This is a genomic window from Streptomyces sp. SX-6 (assembly GCF_059089585.1).
Genome location: NZ_JBTHHU010000016.1, coordinates 118,278 through 131,227, shown reverse-complemented (window position 1 = coordinate 131,227; position 12,950 = coordinate 118,278). Strand labels below are relative to the sequence as shown.

Annotated in this window: 7 protein-coding genes; 2 read left to right on the top strand and 5 right to left on the bottom strand. The window is 73.6% G+C overall.

Annotated features, from left to right (window positions below; translation table 11 throughout):
• Window positions 1-3 precede the first annotated feature (3 nt).
• Window positions 4-975: a GlxA family transcriptional regulator gene (locus ACV530_RS20815; protein WP_494334068.1), complete on the bottom strand. Its 972-nt coding sequence runs from the start codon at window positions 973-975 to the stop codon at window positions 4-6.
• 112 nt (window positions 976-1,087) lie between these two features.
• On the opposite strand from ACV530_RS20815, the gene ACV530_RS20810 reads away from it, so the two are divergent.
• Both ACV530_RS20810 and ACV530_RS20805 read left to right on the top strand, forming a co-directional pair.
• Window positions 1,088-1,951 (top strand): SCO6745 family protein, encoded by an 864-nt coding sequence (locus ACV530_RS20810; RefSeq protein WP_494334067.1) that lies wholly within the window; start codon window positions 1,088-1,090, stop codon window positions 1,949-1,951.
• 59 nt (window positions 1,952-2,010) lie between these two features.
• A complete protein-coding gene (locus ACV530_RS20805) occupies window positions 2,011-4,347 on the top strand; it encodes a Tex family protein (RefSeq protein ID WP_494334066.1) in 2,337 nt (778 codons plus the stop codon).
• A gap of 138 nt (window positions 4,348-4,485) precedes the next feature.
• Here the strand turns inward: ACV530_RS20805 and ACV530_RS20800 are convergent, their stop codons facing one another.
• From ACV530_RS20800 to ACV530_RS20785, 4 genes are all read right to left on the bottom strand, one after another.
• Window positions 4,486-5,922, bottom strand: a complete 1,437-nt coding sequence (locus tag ACV530_RS20800; RefSeq protein WP_494334065.1) for a M1 family metallopeptidase — start codon at window positions 5,920-5,922, stop codon at window positions 4,486-4,488.
• Window positions 5,919-9,911 carry a Pls/PosA family non-ribosomal peptide synthetase gene (locus tag ACV530_RS20795; RefSeq protein WP_494334064.1) on the bottom strand — a complete coding sequence of 1,331 codons (3,993 nt, stop codon included), beginning with the start codon at window positions 9,909-9,911 and terminating at the stop codon, window positions 5,919-5,921. The genes ACV530_RS20800 and ACV530_RS20795 overlap by 4 nt, the downstream gene beginning before the upstream one ends.
• A 298-nt stretch (window positions 9,912-10,209) precedes the next feature.
• Window positions 10,210-11,847 carry an ABC-F family ATP-binding cassette domain-containing protein gene (locus tag ACV530_RS20790; RefSeq protein WP_494334063.1) on the bottom strand — a complete coding sequence of 546 codons (1,638 nt, stop codon included), beginning with the start codon at window positions 11,845-11,847 and terminating at the stop codon, window positions 10,210-10,212.
• A gap of 64 nt (window positions 11,848-11,911) precedes the next feature.
• Complete coding sequence (locus tag ACV530_RS20785) at window positions 11,912-12,928, bottom strand: oxidoreductase (RefSeq protein WP_494334062.1); 1,017 nt, start codon at window positions 12,926-12,928, stop codon at window positions 11,912-11,914.
• Window positions 12,929-12,950 lie beyond the last annotated feature (22 nt).

Genomic DNA, 12,950 nt, shown 5'->3' with positions numbered 1-12,950 from the left:
GTTTCAGACAGTTGACGACGTCGGCCGGAACCGGCGCCGGTATTCGGCGGGTGCGGTGCCCAGGGCGCGCAGGAAGGCCCGGCGCATCGCCTCGGGCGTGCCGTAGCCGCAGGTGCGGGATATCTCCTCGACGCCGTCCGCCGTGTCCTCCAGCAGCCGGCGGGCGGTCTCCAGCCGTACCCGGTCGACGTAGCGGCCGGGCGGCAGGCCGACCTCGGCCTGGAAGGCGCGGGCGAAGTGCCGGGGCGAGAGGTTCGCCCGGGCGGCGAGGGCCCCGACGCTCAGGTCCTCGCCCGGGTGCTCGGCGATCCAGTGCTGGATGTCGCGCAGCTCCGGGCGGTGCGCGGTCTGCGCCGCGAGCTGGGTGCTGAACTGCCGCTGGTTGCCGGGGCGGCGCAGGAAGACGACCAGGTGCCGGGCCGCGGCGAGCGCGGTGGCCCGGCCGAGGTCCTCCTCGACCAGGGCGAGCGCGAGGTCGATGCCCGCCGTGACCCCCGCCGAGGTGGCCACGTGCCCGTCGCGCACGTAGATGGGCTCGGCGTCCACCCGTACCGCGGGGAACCGCTCGGCGAAGTCCTCGCAGTACGCCCAGTGCGTGGCGACCCGGCGGCCGTCGAGCAGCCCGGCGGCGGCGAGCAGGAAGGCCCCGGTGCACACCGAGACCAGCCGCCGGGCCCCGGGCCCGCGGTCGCGCAGCCACGCGGCGAGCCGGGGATCGGGTTCCTCGGCACCGCGGCCGCCCGGGACCAGCAGGATGTCCGGGTCGGCGCAGTCGCCGAGCGCGGCGTCGGGCATCAGCCCCAGTCCGCTGTGGGTACGGACCGGTCCGCCGTCGAGGGTCGCGGTGCGCACCCGGTAGGTCCCTGGGTCGCCGGCCGCCCGGGCCGCCGCGGTGAACACCTCGAGCGGGCCGGTGACATCGAGGCTCTGGACGCCCTCGAAGAGGACGATCAGCACGGTGTGTCGGGGCGCCATGACCACCATGCTCGCCGTGCCCGGCGGGGGCCGCAATGACGGGTTCCCCACCTTTCCTGCCATCGCCGTCCGGACCTTCCCGCCCGCCCAACCGGTCAGTAACATGCGGCGCATGACGACTCTCCCCCCGCACGCCGGGCGCAAGTGCCACGCTGTCCTCAACGCCCTGCACTCAGCCCACTACTTCTCCCCCGAGATCCGCCGGGAGATGACCGCGCTCGGCTTCGAAGAGGGCTTCGGAGGCAGCTACTTCGCCTCGCGGAGCGCCGCCATGGGCCGGGTGGGCGCGGGGGTCGTCACCGCCGCCTTCCACAGCTTCAAGCACGAGCTGGTGGCCCGCCACATTCCGCACGCCTGGGACATCGCCTCGCCCCAGCAGGTCCTGGACGCCCGGCTCCGGGCCGTCGACACCTCGCTGCGCCGGGTGCTCGGCGACGAGGCGGTGGCCTCCGCGGAGATGACCGAGGCCGCGGGGCTGGCCCTGCGCGCGACGGAGGCCTGCACCCGCCCCGTGCGTCCGCTGTACTCCGCCCACGCCGACCTGCCCGTGCCGGACGTCCCGCACCTCGCCCTCTGGTACGCCGCGACGCTGCTGCGCGAGCACCGCGGCGACGGGCACCTGACGGTCCTCACCCGCCTGGGGCTCGACCCCGTCGAGGCGCTCGTCAGCCACACCGCCACCGGCAAGGGCATGTCCACGAAGTGGCTGCTGAACACGCGCGGCTGGAACGAGGAGGAGCTGACGGCCGCACGCGAGCGGCTGCGCAAGCGCGGAATCCTCGACGCGGACGACGAGTTGACGCCGGAGGGCACGGCCCTGCGCGAGGAGCTGGAGGCGGAGACGGACCGCCTGGACACCGATCCGTACGAACACCTGGGCGCGGCGGAGACGGCCCGGCTCACCGGGCTGGTGGGGGCGTTCGTCCAGCGGGCGGCGGAGGCGGGAGCGTATCCGGCGGATCTGCGCAAGGCCTGAGCCGCACTGTCACAGGCACCTGCCACAATGCTGATCACGGCTGGATGAGAAAGCGGAGCGTGATCGTGACGGCAACCGGTGCGTCGGTCGAAGGCAGGATCGCCGAGGAACTCGGCGTGCAGGAGCGGCAGGTGAAGGCGGCCGTCGAGCTGCTCGACGGCGGGGCGACCGTCCCGTTCGTCGCCCGCTACCGCAAGGAGGCGACCGGCGCGCTGGACGACGCGCAGCTGCGCACCCTCGAGGAGCGGCTGCGCTATCTGCGGGAGCTGGAGGAGCGGCGGGCGGCGATCCTGGAGTCCGTCCGCTCCCAGGGCAAGCTGGATGCCGCGCTGGAGGCGCAGATCCGCGCGGCCGACGCCAAGGCCCGCCTCGAGGACATCTATCTGCCGTTCAAGCCCAAGCGGCGCACCAAGGCGCAGATCGCGCGCGAGGCCGGGCTCGAGCCGCTGGCGGACGGGCTGCTCGGCGACCCGGGCACCGAGCCGCTCGCCGCGGCGGCGGCCTTCGTGGACGCGGACAAGGGCGTCGCGGACCCGGCCGCCGCGCTGGAGGGCGCGCGGGCGATCCTCACCGAGCGGTTCGGGGAGGACGCCGACCTCATCGGCGACCTCCGCGAGCGGATGTGGACGCGCGGGCGCATGGTGGCGAAGGTCCGCGAGGGCAAGGAGGAGGCGGGCGCGAAGTTCGCCGACTACTTCGCCTTCGGCGAGGCCTTCACCGAGCTGCCCTCGCACCGGGTGCTGGCGATGCTGCGCGGCGAGAAGGAAGAGGTCCTCGAGCTCTCGCTGGAGCCGGACGCCCCCGGCGAGGCCACGGGCCCGAGCGCGTACGAGCAGGCCATCGCGCGGCGCTTCGGCATCGCCGACCGGGGCAGGCCCGGGGACAAGTGGCTCGCGGACACCGTCCGCTGGGCCTGGCGCACGCGCGTCCTCGTCCACCTCGGCATCGACCTGCGGCTGCGGCTGCGCCAGGGCGCGGAGGACGAGGCGGTGCGCGTCTTCGCCGCGAACCTGCGCGACCTGCTGCTCGCCGCGCCCGCCGGCACCCGCGCCACGATGGGGCTGGACCCCGGTTTCCGTACGGGCGTCAAGGTCGCCGTCGTCGACGCGACGGGCAAGGTCGCCACGACCGACACGATCTACCCGCACGTCCCGCAGAACAAGTGGGACGCCTCGCTGGCCACGCTCGCCCGGATCGCCCGCGAGCACGACGTCGAGCTGATCGCGATCGGCAACGGCACCGCCTCGCGCGAGACCGACAAGCTCGCGGCCGATCTCATCGCCCGGCACCCGGAGTTGAAGCTCACCAAGGTGATGGTCTCGGAGGCCGGCGCCTCCGTGTACTCCGCCTCCGCGTTCGCCTCCCAGGAACTGCCCGGGATGGACGTGTCGTTGCGCGGTGCCGTCTCGATCGCGCGGCGGCTGCAGGACCCGCTCGCCGAACTGGTCAAGATCGACCCGAAGTCGATCGGCGTCGGCCAGTACCAGCACGACCTGTCCGAGGTGAAGCTGTCGCGGTCGCTGGACGCGGTGGTCGAGGACTGCGTCAACGGCGTGGGCGTCGACGTCAATACGGCCTCCACCCCGCTGCTGTCCCGGGTGTCCGGCATCGGTGCCGGTCTCGCGGAGAACATCGTCGCCCACCGCGACGCGCACGGCCCCTTCCGCTCCCGCCGGGCGCTCAAGGACGTGTCCCGGCTCGGGCCCAAGGCGTTCGAGCAGTGCGCGGGCTTCCTGCGGATCCGCGGCGGCGACGACCCGCTGGACGCGTCGAGCGTGCACCCCGAGTCGTATCCGGTGGTGCGGGCGATGGCGAAGACGACGGACAGCGGGGTCGCCTCGCTCATCGGCAACACGGCCGTGCTGCGGGCGCTGCGGGCGGAGGAATTCGTCACCGATGCGTTCGGTCTGCCGACGGTGGCGGACATCCTGCGGGAGCTGGAGAAGCCGGGCCGCGACCCCCGTCCCGCGTTCAAGACGGCTTCCTTCAAGGAGGGCGTGGAGAAGATCGGCGATCTGTCGCCCGGGATGATCCTCGAGGGCGTGGTCACCAATGTGGCGGCCTTCGGCGCGTTCGTCGACGTGGGTGTCCACCAGGACGGTCTGGTGCATGTGTCGGCGATGTCGAAGACGTTCGTCAAGGACCCGCGGGACGTGGTGAAGCCGGGGGACATCGTGCGCGTGAAGGTCCTGGAGGTGGACGTCCCGCGCAAGCGGATCTCGCTGACGCTCAGGCTGGACGACGAGGCGGCGTCGCAGGCGCCGCGCCGCGAGCGGAAGGAGCGCGCCGAGCGCACGGAGCGGGCCCCGCGCCAGCGCGGCGGCCGCCGCGAGGCGAGCGCCCCGCCCGCGGACGGCGCCATGGCCGACGCCCTGCGCCGCGCGGGCCTGCTGTAGCGACACCCGCAGATGCCGATGGCGGGCCACCACCCACAAGCAAGCTCAACCAATGCGGTTGGCAGCAACGGGTGGTGCGGGAGGGTATCCCGACGCCCCGAAGGGGCGTGCCCGCCCACCGGCGGTCAGCCGGAGAACCTACGCCGGAAACTCCGGCACCGGCCGCTCGAACAGCCAGGGATCGAGCACGTCACTCACCGGCCGCCCGGTGACCCGCGCCGCATGCGCGAGGAACGCCCGCGTATCCGCGCTCCCGCCCCGCTGCGCCGCATGCCACGTCCGCAGCACCTTGAAGAAGCACGCATCCCCCACGGCCAGCCGCAACGCATGCAGGGCACAAGCCCCTCGCACGTAAATGCGGTCATCAAAAAGATGCCGTCGCCCAGGATCCGCAATAAGCAAGTTCTGCTTGCGCCCCGCCAACTCCTGCCGCGCACGCCGGGCCAGCGTGTCCGCGTCGTCCTCGTCAAGACGCTCGGACCACAGCCACTCGGCATAGGTCGCGAACCCCTCGTTGAGCCAGATGTGCTGCCAGTCGGCGAGACCGACGCTGTTGCCGAACCACTGGTGCGCGATCTCGTGCGCGACCAGCGTCTCCCAACTGCGCTGCCCGTCAACATGATTGCGACCGAACACCGAAAGGGTCTGGTTCTCCACCGGCGCGGCCAGGTCCGCGTCGACGACGACGGCCCCGTACGACTCGAACGGGTAGTCCCCGAAGAACTCCGAGAACGCCCGCAGCATCTCCGGCTGCCGCTCCAGATCGTGCCGTGCCTCGGCCGCGAGATCGGCCGGGTAGGCGATGTGCACCGGCACGGGCGCGCCCGCCGCCGCACTCGCCGCCGGGGCCTCGAGCTCGAACCGCCCGGTGTAGACGGTCGCGAGGTACGTGGACATGGGACCGGGGTGGTGGTACGTCCAGCGCACCGAGTCCCCCACGTCCCGCCGCTCCCGCAGCGTGCCGTTGGCGAGCGCGTGCACCCCGCGCGGCACGGTCACCTCGAAGGTGTAGGCCGCCTTGTCGTCGGGACGGTCGTTGCAGGGGAACCACGAGGGCGCGCCCACCGGCTGGGAGGCGACGAGCGTGCCGTCGTTGTCGTCGCCGGTGCGGTCCCAGCCGACGCCGCCGTACGGCGTGGTGACCGGCCGGGGCCGGCCGCTGTACTCGATGTCCATGACGAACTCCTGCCCCGGCTCGAGCGGCCCGGAGGGGACGAGCAGGAGCTTGCCGTCACGGCGGTGGACGGCCACGCGCTGCCCGTCCAGCCGCGCCTCGCGCACCCTCAGCCGGGACAGGTCGAGTTCGACCCGGCCCAGCTTCCGGCGGGCGACCGCCCGGATCCGGGCGTGGCCGTCCAGCCACGCCCGGTCCGGGTGGTACGCGATCCGCAGGTCGTAGGCCAGCGTGCGGTGGCCGTCCGAACCGTGGCGGGGGAAGTAGTCGCCTCCCCCGTGGGCCCGCGACTGCTCGCCGGCATCGTTGCCGGTGCCGGCGGCAGCCGCGGACAGGGGGGCGACCGCCGCGGCTGCGAGCAGCGCGCGGCGGCTGCACGGGAAATGCTCCCGCAGGCTCATGCCGCGCACTCGCTCCCCGCCACGCACACGAGCGCGGGGGGCGTCGCCTGCTCACCGGCGATCGGGTTGCCCGCCCAGCGGGTGCCGGCCGGCACGGACTCGCCGCGCATGACCAGCGAGGACGGGCCGATGGCGGTGTGCGCGCCGACGGAGGTACCGGGCAGGGCGATGCCGTGCGGGCCGAGCGAAGCGCCTTCGGCGAGGTGGACGGTGTCCATACGCATGATCCGGTCGTGGAAGAGGTGGGTCTGCAGGACGCAGCCGCGGTTGACGCTGACCCCGTCGCCGAGGGTGATGAGGTCGGTCTCCGGCAGCCAGTGGGAGTCGCACCACACGCCCCGGCCGATCCGTACGCCCAGGGTGCGCAGCCACCAGTTGAGCACGGGCGTGCCGGTGAAGGGGCCCGCCAGCCAGGGGACGGCGAGGGTTTCCACGAAGGTGTCGTACAGCTCGTTGCGCCAGACGAAGGAGCTCCACAGCGGGTGCTCCTCGACCTTGAACCGGCCCATCAGCACCCACTTGGCCGCGGTGGTCAGCAGCGCGGCGACGATGCCCGCGAGCAGCAGCAGCGGTGCGCCCACCAGGGCGGCGAGCCCCAGGCCGCCGACGTCGAGCGCGCGCTGCTCGCCGAGGAACACGGCGTCGGCGAGGACGAGGCCGAGCATCATCGGCAGGACGCGGCAGAACTCGACGGAGGCCCGGGCGAGCATCAGCCGCTTGGGCGGGTCGAAGGTGCGTCCGGCGTCGGAGGTGTTCGCGACGCGCGGCAGCGGCATCGCGGGCCGGCCCAGCCAGGAGGTGCCCGGCTCGCTGTGCTCGGGGGCGTCGGACAGGACGCCGATCAGGCCGTTGTCGGGCACCGTGCGGCCGGGGCCGACGATGCCGGAGTTGCCGACGAACGCCCGGCGGCCGATGTGCGCGTGGCCCAGCCGCAGCCAGCCGCCCCGGAGTTCGTACGGGGCGACGAGCGTGTCGTCGGCGAGGAACGCGCCGTCCTCGACGGTGAGCAGCGACGGCAGCGGCAGGACGGTGGAGAGCTCGGCACGGCGGCCGATCTTCGCGCCCAGCATGCGCATCCACACCGGGGTGGCCAGGCTCGCGTAGACGGGGAAGAGGTTGCCGCGGGCACCGTCGAGGAGACGGGTGACCAGCCAGGCCCGCCAGGCGACGCCGCCGCAGGCGGGGTGGTGGCCCGGCGTGATGCCCCGGCCGAGGATACGGACCACGGCGGCGACCACCAGCATCCAGCACAGGGTGGTGAGCAGCGTGAGCGGCGGCACCGCCGCCAGCATCCAGCCGGCCGCCGACGTCAGCGAGTTGGCGTCCTTGAGCAGGTACCAGGTCCCGACGAGCGCGGGCGCGAAGGCGATCAGCGGCAGCAGCGGCATGCCGGCCAGGGACAGCGCGTAGGCGGCGGCCCAGCGGCGGGAGCGCTGCGCGCGCGGTGCGGGCCAGCCGTCGGCGGAGCTCCCGTCGACCGAGCGGACCGGGCAGTTGGCCCCGTGGGCCGCGTTGCCGTCCGGGCGGGCCGGCGAGCCGACCCAGGTGTGCCCGGCGGGCACGTGGTCGTTCAGGCAGGCGCCCGCGGCGAGTTCGGCACCCGGGCCGAGGGACGAGCCGGGCATGAGCATGCTGCGGTGGCTCACCCGGGCGTTGGCGCCGATGCGTACGGCACCGATGTGGATCAGCTCGCCGTCGAGCCACCAGCCGGCGATGTCGGCCTCGGGTTCGACGCTGCATCCGTCGCCGAACTCGGCGAGGCCGGTGACGGGCGGCATGGCGTGCAGGGCCACGTTCTTGCCGGCCGAGCAGCCGAGCGCGCGGGCGTACCAGGACATCCACGGGGTACCGGTGAGGGCCGGGACGCCGAAGGAGCCCACGATCCGCTCGGCGGACCACAGCCGCAGGTGGACCCGGCCGCCGCGCGGGTAGCTGCCGGGCGTGATGCCGCGGGTCAGCGTCCGGGCCGCGGCGGCGCCGATCGCGAACCGGCCCGGCGCGCTGAACAGCAGCAGCCAGCCGAGGACCACGAACCACCAGGAGGCGTGCGGCGCCCAGGCCTTGGGCGCGAGCAGCCCGATCACATTGTCGGCGAGGGCGAGGCCGACCAGGCCGCGCAGCCCCTGCACCCCGAACAGGGCGGTCTGGACGAGGATCTGGGCCGCTCCCGTGCGGCGGCGCACGGGCCGGACCTTACGGCCGTGGTCGGCCTGCGGCGCGTGGGAGGCGTCGAGGGAGTCGAGGTGCTCGGCCATGTCCCGCAGCACGGTGTTGCCGTAGAGGCCGGTGACGGAGACACCGGGGTAGTCCTCGCGCAGCGCGGACGCCATGCGGGCGACCGTCAGGCTGCTGCCGCCCATGGTGACGAAGTCGGAGTCGGCGCCGGGACGGGCGCCGAGCAGCTCCTCCCACAGGGCGGCCAGCCGCTCGGCCGTGCCGTGCAGCTTCTCGCCGGATCCGGCGTCGCCGCCGTCACCCGCGCCCGGCAGCGGCCAGGGCAGGGCGTTGCGGTCGACCTTGCCGGAGGTACGGGTGGGCAGGTCGTCGACCTCGGCCAGGACGGGGACGAGCGCGGCCGGCAGCCGCTCGGCCAGCAGGCTTCTCGACTGCCCGCGGTCGTACTCCGCGCCGGGCACGACATAGCCGACCAGGATCTGGCCGCCGGCCGGCGTGGCCCGTACGGCCGCGGCGGCACCGCGCACGCCCGGGAGCGCGCTGAGCGCGGCGTCGATCTCGCCGAGCTCGATGCGCCGGCCGCCGACCTTGATCTGGTCGTCGGCGCGCCCGGCGAAGACCAGGCCCTCGGGGTCGGCACGGACGAGGTCACCGGTGCGGTAGAGGCGGTCGAGGCCCAGGGCCTCGGAGGGACGGTACTTGTCCGCGTCCTTGACCGGGTCGAGGTAACGGGCCAGGCCCACGCCGGAGATGACCAGTTCGCCCTCGGCCCCGAAGGGGACGGGCTCGCCGGCCTCGTCGACGACGGCCAGGTCCCAGCCGTCCAGCGGCAGACCGATGCGGACGGGGCGGCCGGGGAGCATGCGGGCGGCGCAGGCGACGACGGTGGCCTCGGTGGGGCCGTAGGTGTTCCACATCTCGCGGCCGGGCACGGCGAACCGCTCGACGAGCTCGGCCGGGCAGGCCTCGCCGCCGACGATCAGCAGACGGACCCGGTCCAGGGACTCGGCGGGCCACAGGGCGACGAGGGTGGGCACGGTGGAGACGACGGTGATGCCGCGCTCGGTCAGCCAGGGGCCGAGCTCATGGCCTGCGCGCACCAGCGAGCGCGGCGCGGGGACCAGGCAGGCGCCGTAGCGCCAGGCCAGCCACATCTCCTCGCAGGAGGCGTCGAAGGCCACCGAGAGCCCGGCGAGCACGCGGTCGCCCGGGCCCAGCGGCTCCTCCTGGAGGAAGAGGCGGGCCTCGGCGTCGACGAACGCGGCGGCGCTGCGGTGGGAGACGGCGACGCCCTTGGGGGCGCCGGTGGAGCCGGAGGTGAAGATGATCCAGGCGTCGTCCTCGGGCACCGGCAGGCGCGGAGCGGCACCCTCGGGTGCCGTCCTGCCCGGGCCGGGGGAACCGTCGGCCCCGATCACCGCGCAGACGCCGGCCTCGTGGAACACCGTGGCGGCGCGTTCCTCCGGGTCGTCGGCGTCCACGGGCACGTAGGCGGCTCCGCAGCGCAGCGTGGCGAGGATGGACAGGTACAGCTCGGCGGTCCCGGAAGGGATGCGGATTCCCACTCGGTCGCCGGGCCCGATGCCCGCCCGGCGCAGCCGCTCGACACGGGACTCGATCTCGCCGCGCAGCTGCCGGTAGCTGAGGACCTCACTGCCCGTGTCCAGGGCAGGGGCGTCGGGGTGGGCGACGGCCGTCGCGTCCAGCACATCGATCAGCGTGCGGACGGACGGTGGCGAACCACCGGGGTAGCGCGCCCGCCCCACTGACGGCTCCAGTGGAGTCGGGGTGGAACGGGAAGGGGTCGGGGACATGCGTGTACGCCTCAATTCGACGTGGTTGATGCGGACGACCTCCGCGGACGTCCGCATCCACAGACGTCGCACCGTGCCCATGGGTTCGTATATCGAGGCCAACGTTGCGTAAATCGAACATGTACGGGAGCGGCCTCGTACGGACCCTTTTGTCCGCCCCATGGGTCACCACGCCGCAAAACTGCAGTTTTCAACCACTCACATCCCCGCAGCCCCTTGAACAACTCTTGACCAACTCCTGGAATTGGTTTCGGCAACCGGATCACTCGTCCGGTGGTCCCTGGACGGGTGAGCGGCGTCACCGCTCGGTGACCCGGCCCTCCGCGACCTCGATCCGGCGGGTGGTGTGGACGGCCTCGAGCATCCGCCGGTCGTGGGTGACCAGCAGCAGAGTGCCGTTGTAGGAGTCGAGCGCCGACTCGAGCTGCTCGATGGCGGGCAGGTCGAGGTGGTTGGTGGGCTCGTCCAGGACGAGCAGGTTGACGCCCCTGGCCTGGAGCAGCGCGAGAGCGGCCCGGGTGCGCTCGCCCGGGGAGAGCGTGGCGGCGGACCGCAGCACATGGGCGGCCCCCAGCCCGAACTTGGCGAGCAGCGTCCGGATCTCGCCGGGCGCCTGCTCCGGCACCGCCTCGCCGAACGCGGCGAGCAGCGTCTCGGTCCCGAAGAACAGGGCGCGCGCCTGGTCCACCTCGCCCACGACCACCCCGGGCCCCAGCGATGCGCTGCCCGCCGTCAGCGGCAGCCTGCCGAGCAGGGCCGCCAGCAGGGTGGATTTACCGGAACCGTTCGCACCTGTGATGGCGACCCGGTCCGCCCAGTCGATCTGGAGGTCCACCGGGCCGAAGCCGAAGGTGCCGCGCCGCGCCTCGGCGCCGCGCAGGGTGGCCACGACCGCACCCGAGCGGGGCGCGGCGGCGATCTCCATCCGCAGCTCCCACTCCTTGCGCGGCTCCTCGACCACCTCGAGCCGCTCGATGAGACGCTCGGTCTGCCGGGCCTTGGCCGCCTGCTTCTCCGTCGACTCGGTACGGAACTTGCGGCCGATCTTGTCGTTGTCGGTGGCCTTGCGGCGGGCGTTCTTGACGCCCTTCTCCATCCAGCCGCGCTGCGTCCGGGCCCGCGCCTCGAGCCCGGAGCGGGTGTCCGCGTAGTCCTCGTACGCCTCGCGGGCGTGCCGACGGGCTCTCTCGCGCTCCTCCAGGTACGCCGCGTAACCGCCGCCGTACAGGTTGATCTGCTGCTGGGCGAGGTCCAGCTCCAGCACCTGGCCGACCGTGCGGGTCAGGAACTCACGGTCGTGGCTGACCAGGACCGTGCCGGCGCGCAGGGTGGTGACGAACTCCTCCAGTCGGGCCAGGCCGTCCAGGTCGAGGTCGTTGGTGGGCTCGTCCAGCAGGAACACGTCGTACCGGCTGAGCAGCAGCGAGGCGAGGCCGGCGCGGGCCGCCTGGCCGCCGGAGAGGCCGGTCATCGGACGGTCCAGGCCGACCGTGAGGCCGAGCGACGCGACGACCTCCTCCGCCCGCTCGTCCAGGTCGGCGCCGCCGAGGCCGAGCCAGCGCTCCAGGCCCGTGGCGTACGCGTCGTCGGCGCCCGGCGCGCCCTCCACCAGCGCCTCGGTGGCGGCATCCAGCGCGACCTGGGCCGCGGCGACCCCAGTACGTCGGGCGAGGAACTCCCGCACCGTCTCCCCCGGGCGGCGCTCGGGCTCCTGCGGCAGGTGGCCGACGGTCGCGGTCGGCGGGCTGAGCCGCAGGCTCCCCTGCTCGGGGGCGGCGAGCCCGGCGAGCAACCGCAACAGGGTCGACTTCCCGGCGCCGTTGGCCCCGACGAGTCCGATCACATCGCCGGGGGCGACGACGAGGTCGAGCCCGGAGAAGAGGGTGCGGTCGCCGTGAGCGGCGGAGAGGTCCTTGGCGACGAGGGTGGCACTCATAAGGCCCATGATTTTAGCGGTCGTGCGATCATCCGCCGAACGGTTTGCTGCCCCTACACCCGCACTACACCCCCACGACCAGCACATCCCCGAACGTCCGCGCCACCGCGAAACCCCCTTTGCCCCCGAGCCCGTCCAGCGGCAGCCAGTGCACCCCCGCCGTGAGCCGCCCGTCGAACAGCTCGTGCGTACGCGTGCGGCGCAGCGCGTCCCGCCGGTATCCCGTCAGCCGCACCCGGCCCGCGCTCGCCAGCTCGACCCGGGCCCGTGGCCCGTCCGTGCTCAGCGCGGTCAGCCTGCGCTGGTCGGGCGGAGTGCGGGTGAGGGCCTGCTCCACCTGTGCCACGAGGAGCGGCACGATCGGTGCGAGGGTGTCCACGAAGACCGCTCCCGCGTTCGCGGATGCGAACGCGGCCTGGACGGCGGCCCGTTCGGACGCCTCCGCGGTGGGGTCGAACACCACCGCTCCGTACGTCCGCAGCTCCTCCGCGGCGGCACCCGCCGCGTCCCGGGTGATCTCGGCGCCGATACCGGCCTGACGCAGGGCCGCCGCGAACCGGGCGACCAGGGCCACGCGCCGCCCGACGAGCAGCACCCGCCGGGCGGGCCCGGCGGGGGACCCGTCGGTGAGGAGCCGCTCCAGTACATCCCGGTACTCCTCACCCCGGAAGCGGTAGGGGCCGATCCCGGGATAGCCGTCGCGGACCGGGTCCACCGCCTCGTCCGTCTGCCAGGCGAAGTCGCGCCAGACGACATCCGCCCCATCGCGCTCGATGACGGCGCTGACCACACCGCACTCCAGCCCCTCGCACTCGGGGCACGCGTAGAGGACGTACCTCCCGTCCGGCAGCGGCGGGCCGACCTCCAGCAACAGCCCGCGCACATGGGACGTGAAGATGGACGGCCCGAGGTCGGAGGCGAGCGGCGAGACCGCGTCGAGGTCGGCGAGGCGCAGCAGCAGGGGCCGTCCGTCGACGATGAAGTCCAGGAATTCCCGGTGCACTTGATACCCACGACCGGCGAGCACCCCGCCGGCACGCGTCGCCTGCGCGACCCCGAACGTCGCGTACTCCACTGCCATGGGGGGAGTATTCCCTGACAGT

Bases quoted from the DNA above. Each gene is read 5' to 3' on its own strand.
- ACV530_RS20800 (WP_494334065.1), bottom strand. From the start codon at position 5,922: ATGAGCCTGCGGGAGCATTTCCCGTGCAGCCGCCGCGCGCTGCTCGCA.
- ACV530_RS20785 (WP_494334062.1), bottom strand. From the start codon at position 12,928: ATGGCAGTGGAGTACGCGACGTTCGGGGTCGCGCAGGCGACGCGTGCC.
- ACV530_RS20810 (WP_494334067.1), top strand. From the start codon at position 1,088: ATGACGACTCTCCCCCCGCACGCCGGGCGCAAGTGCCACGCTGTCCTC.
- ACV530_RS20790 (WP_494334063.1), bottom strand. From the start codon at position 11,847: ATGAGTGCCACCCTCGTCGCCAAGGACCTCTCCGCCGCTCACGGCGAC.
- ACV530_RS20795 (WP_494334064.1), bottom strand. From the start codon at position 9,911: ATGTCCCCGACCCCTTCCCGTTCCACCCCGACTCCACTGGAGCCGTCA.
- ACV530_RS20815 (WP_494334068.1), bottom strand. From the start codon at position 975: ATGGCGCCCCGACACACCGTGCTGATCGTCCTCTTCGAGGGCGTCCAG.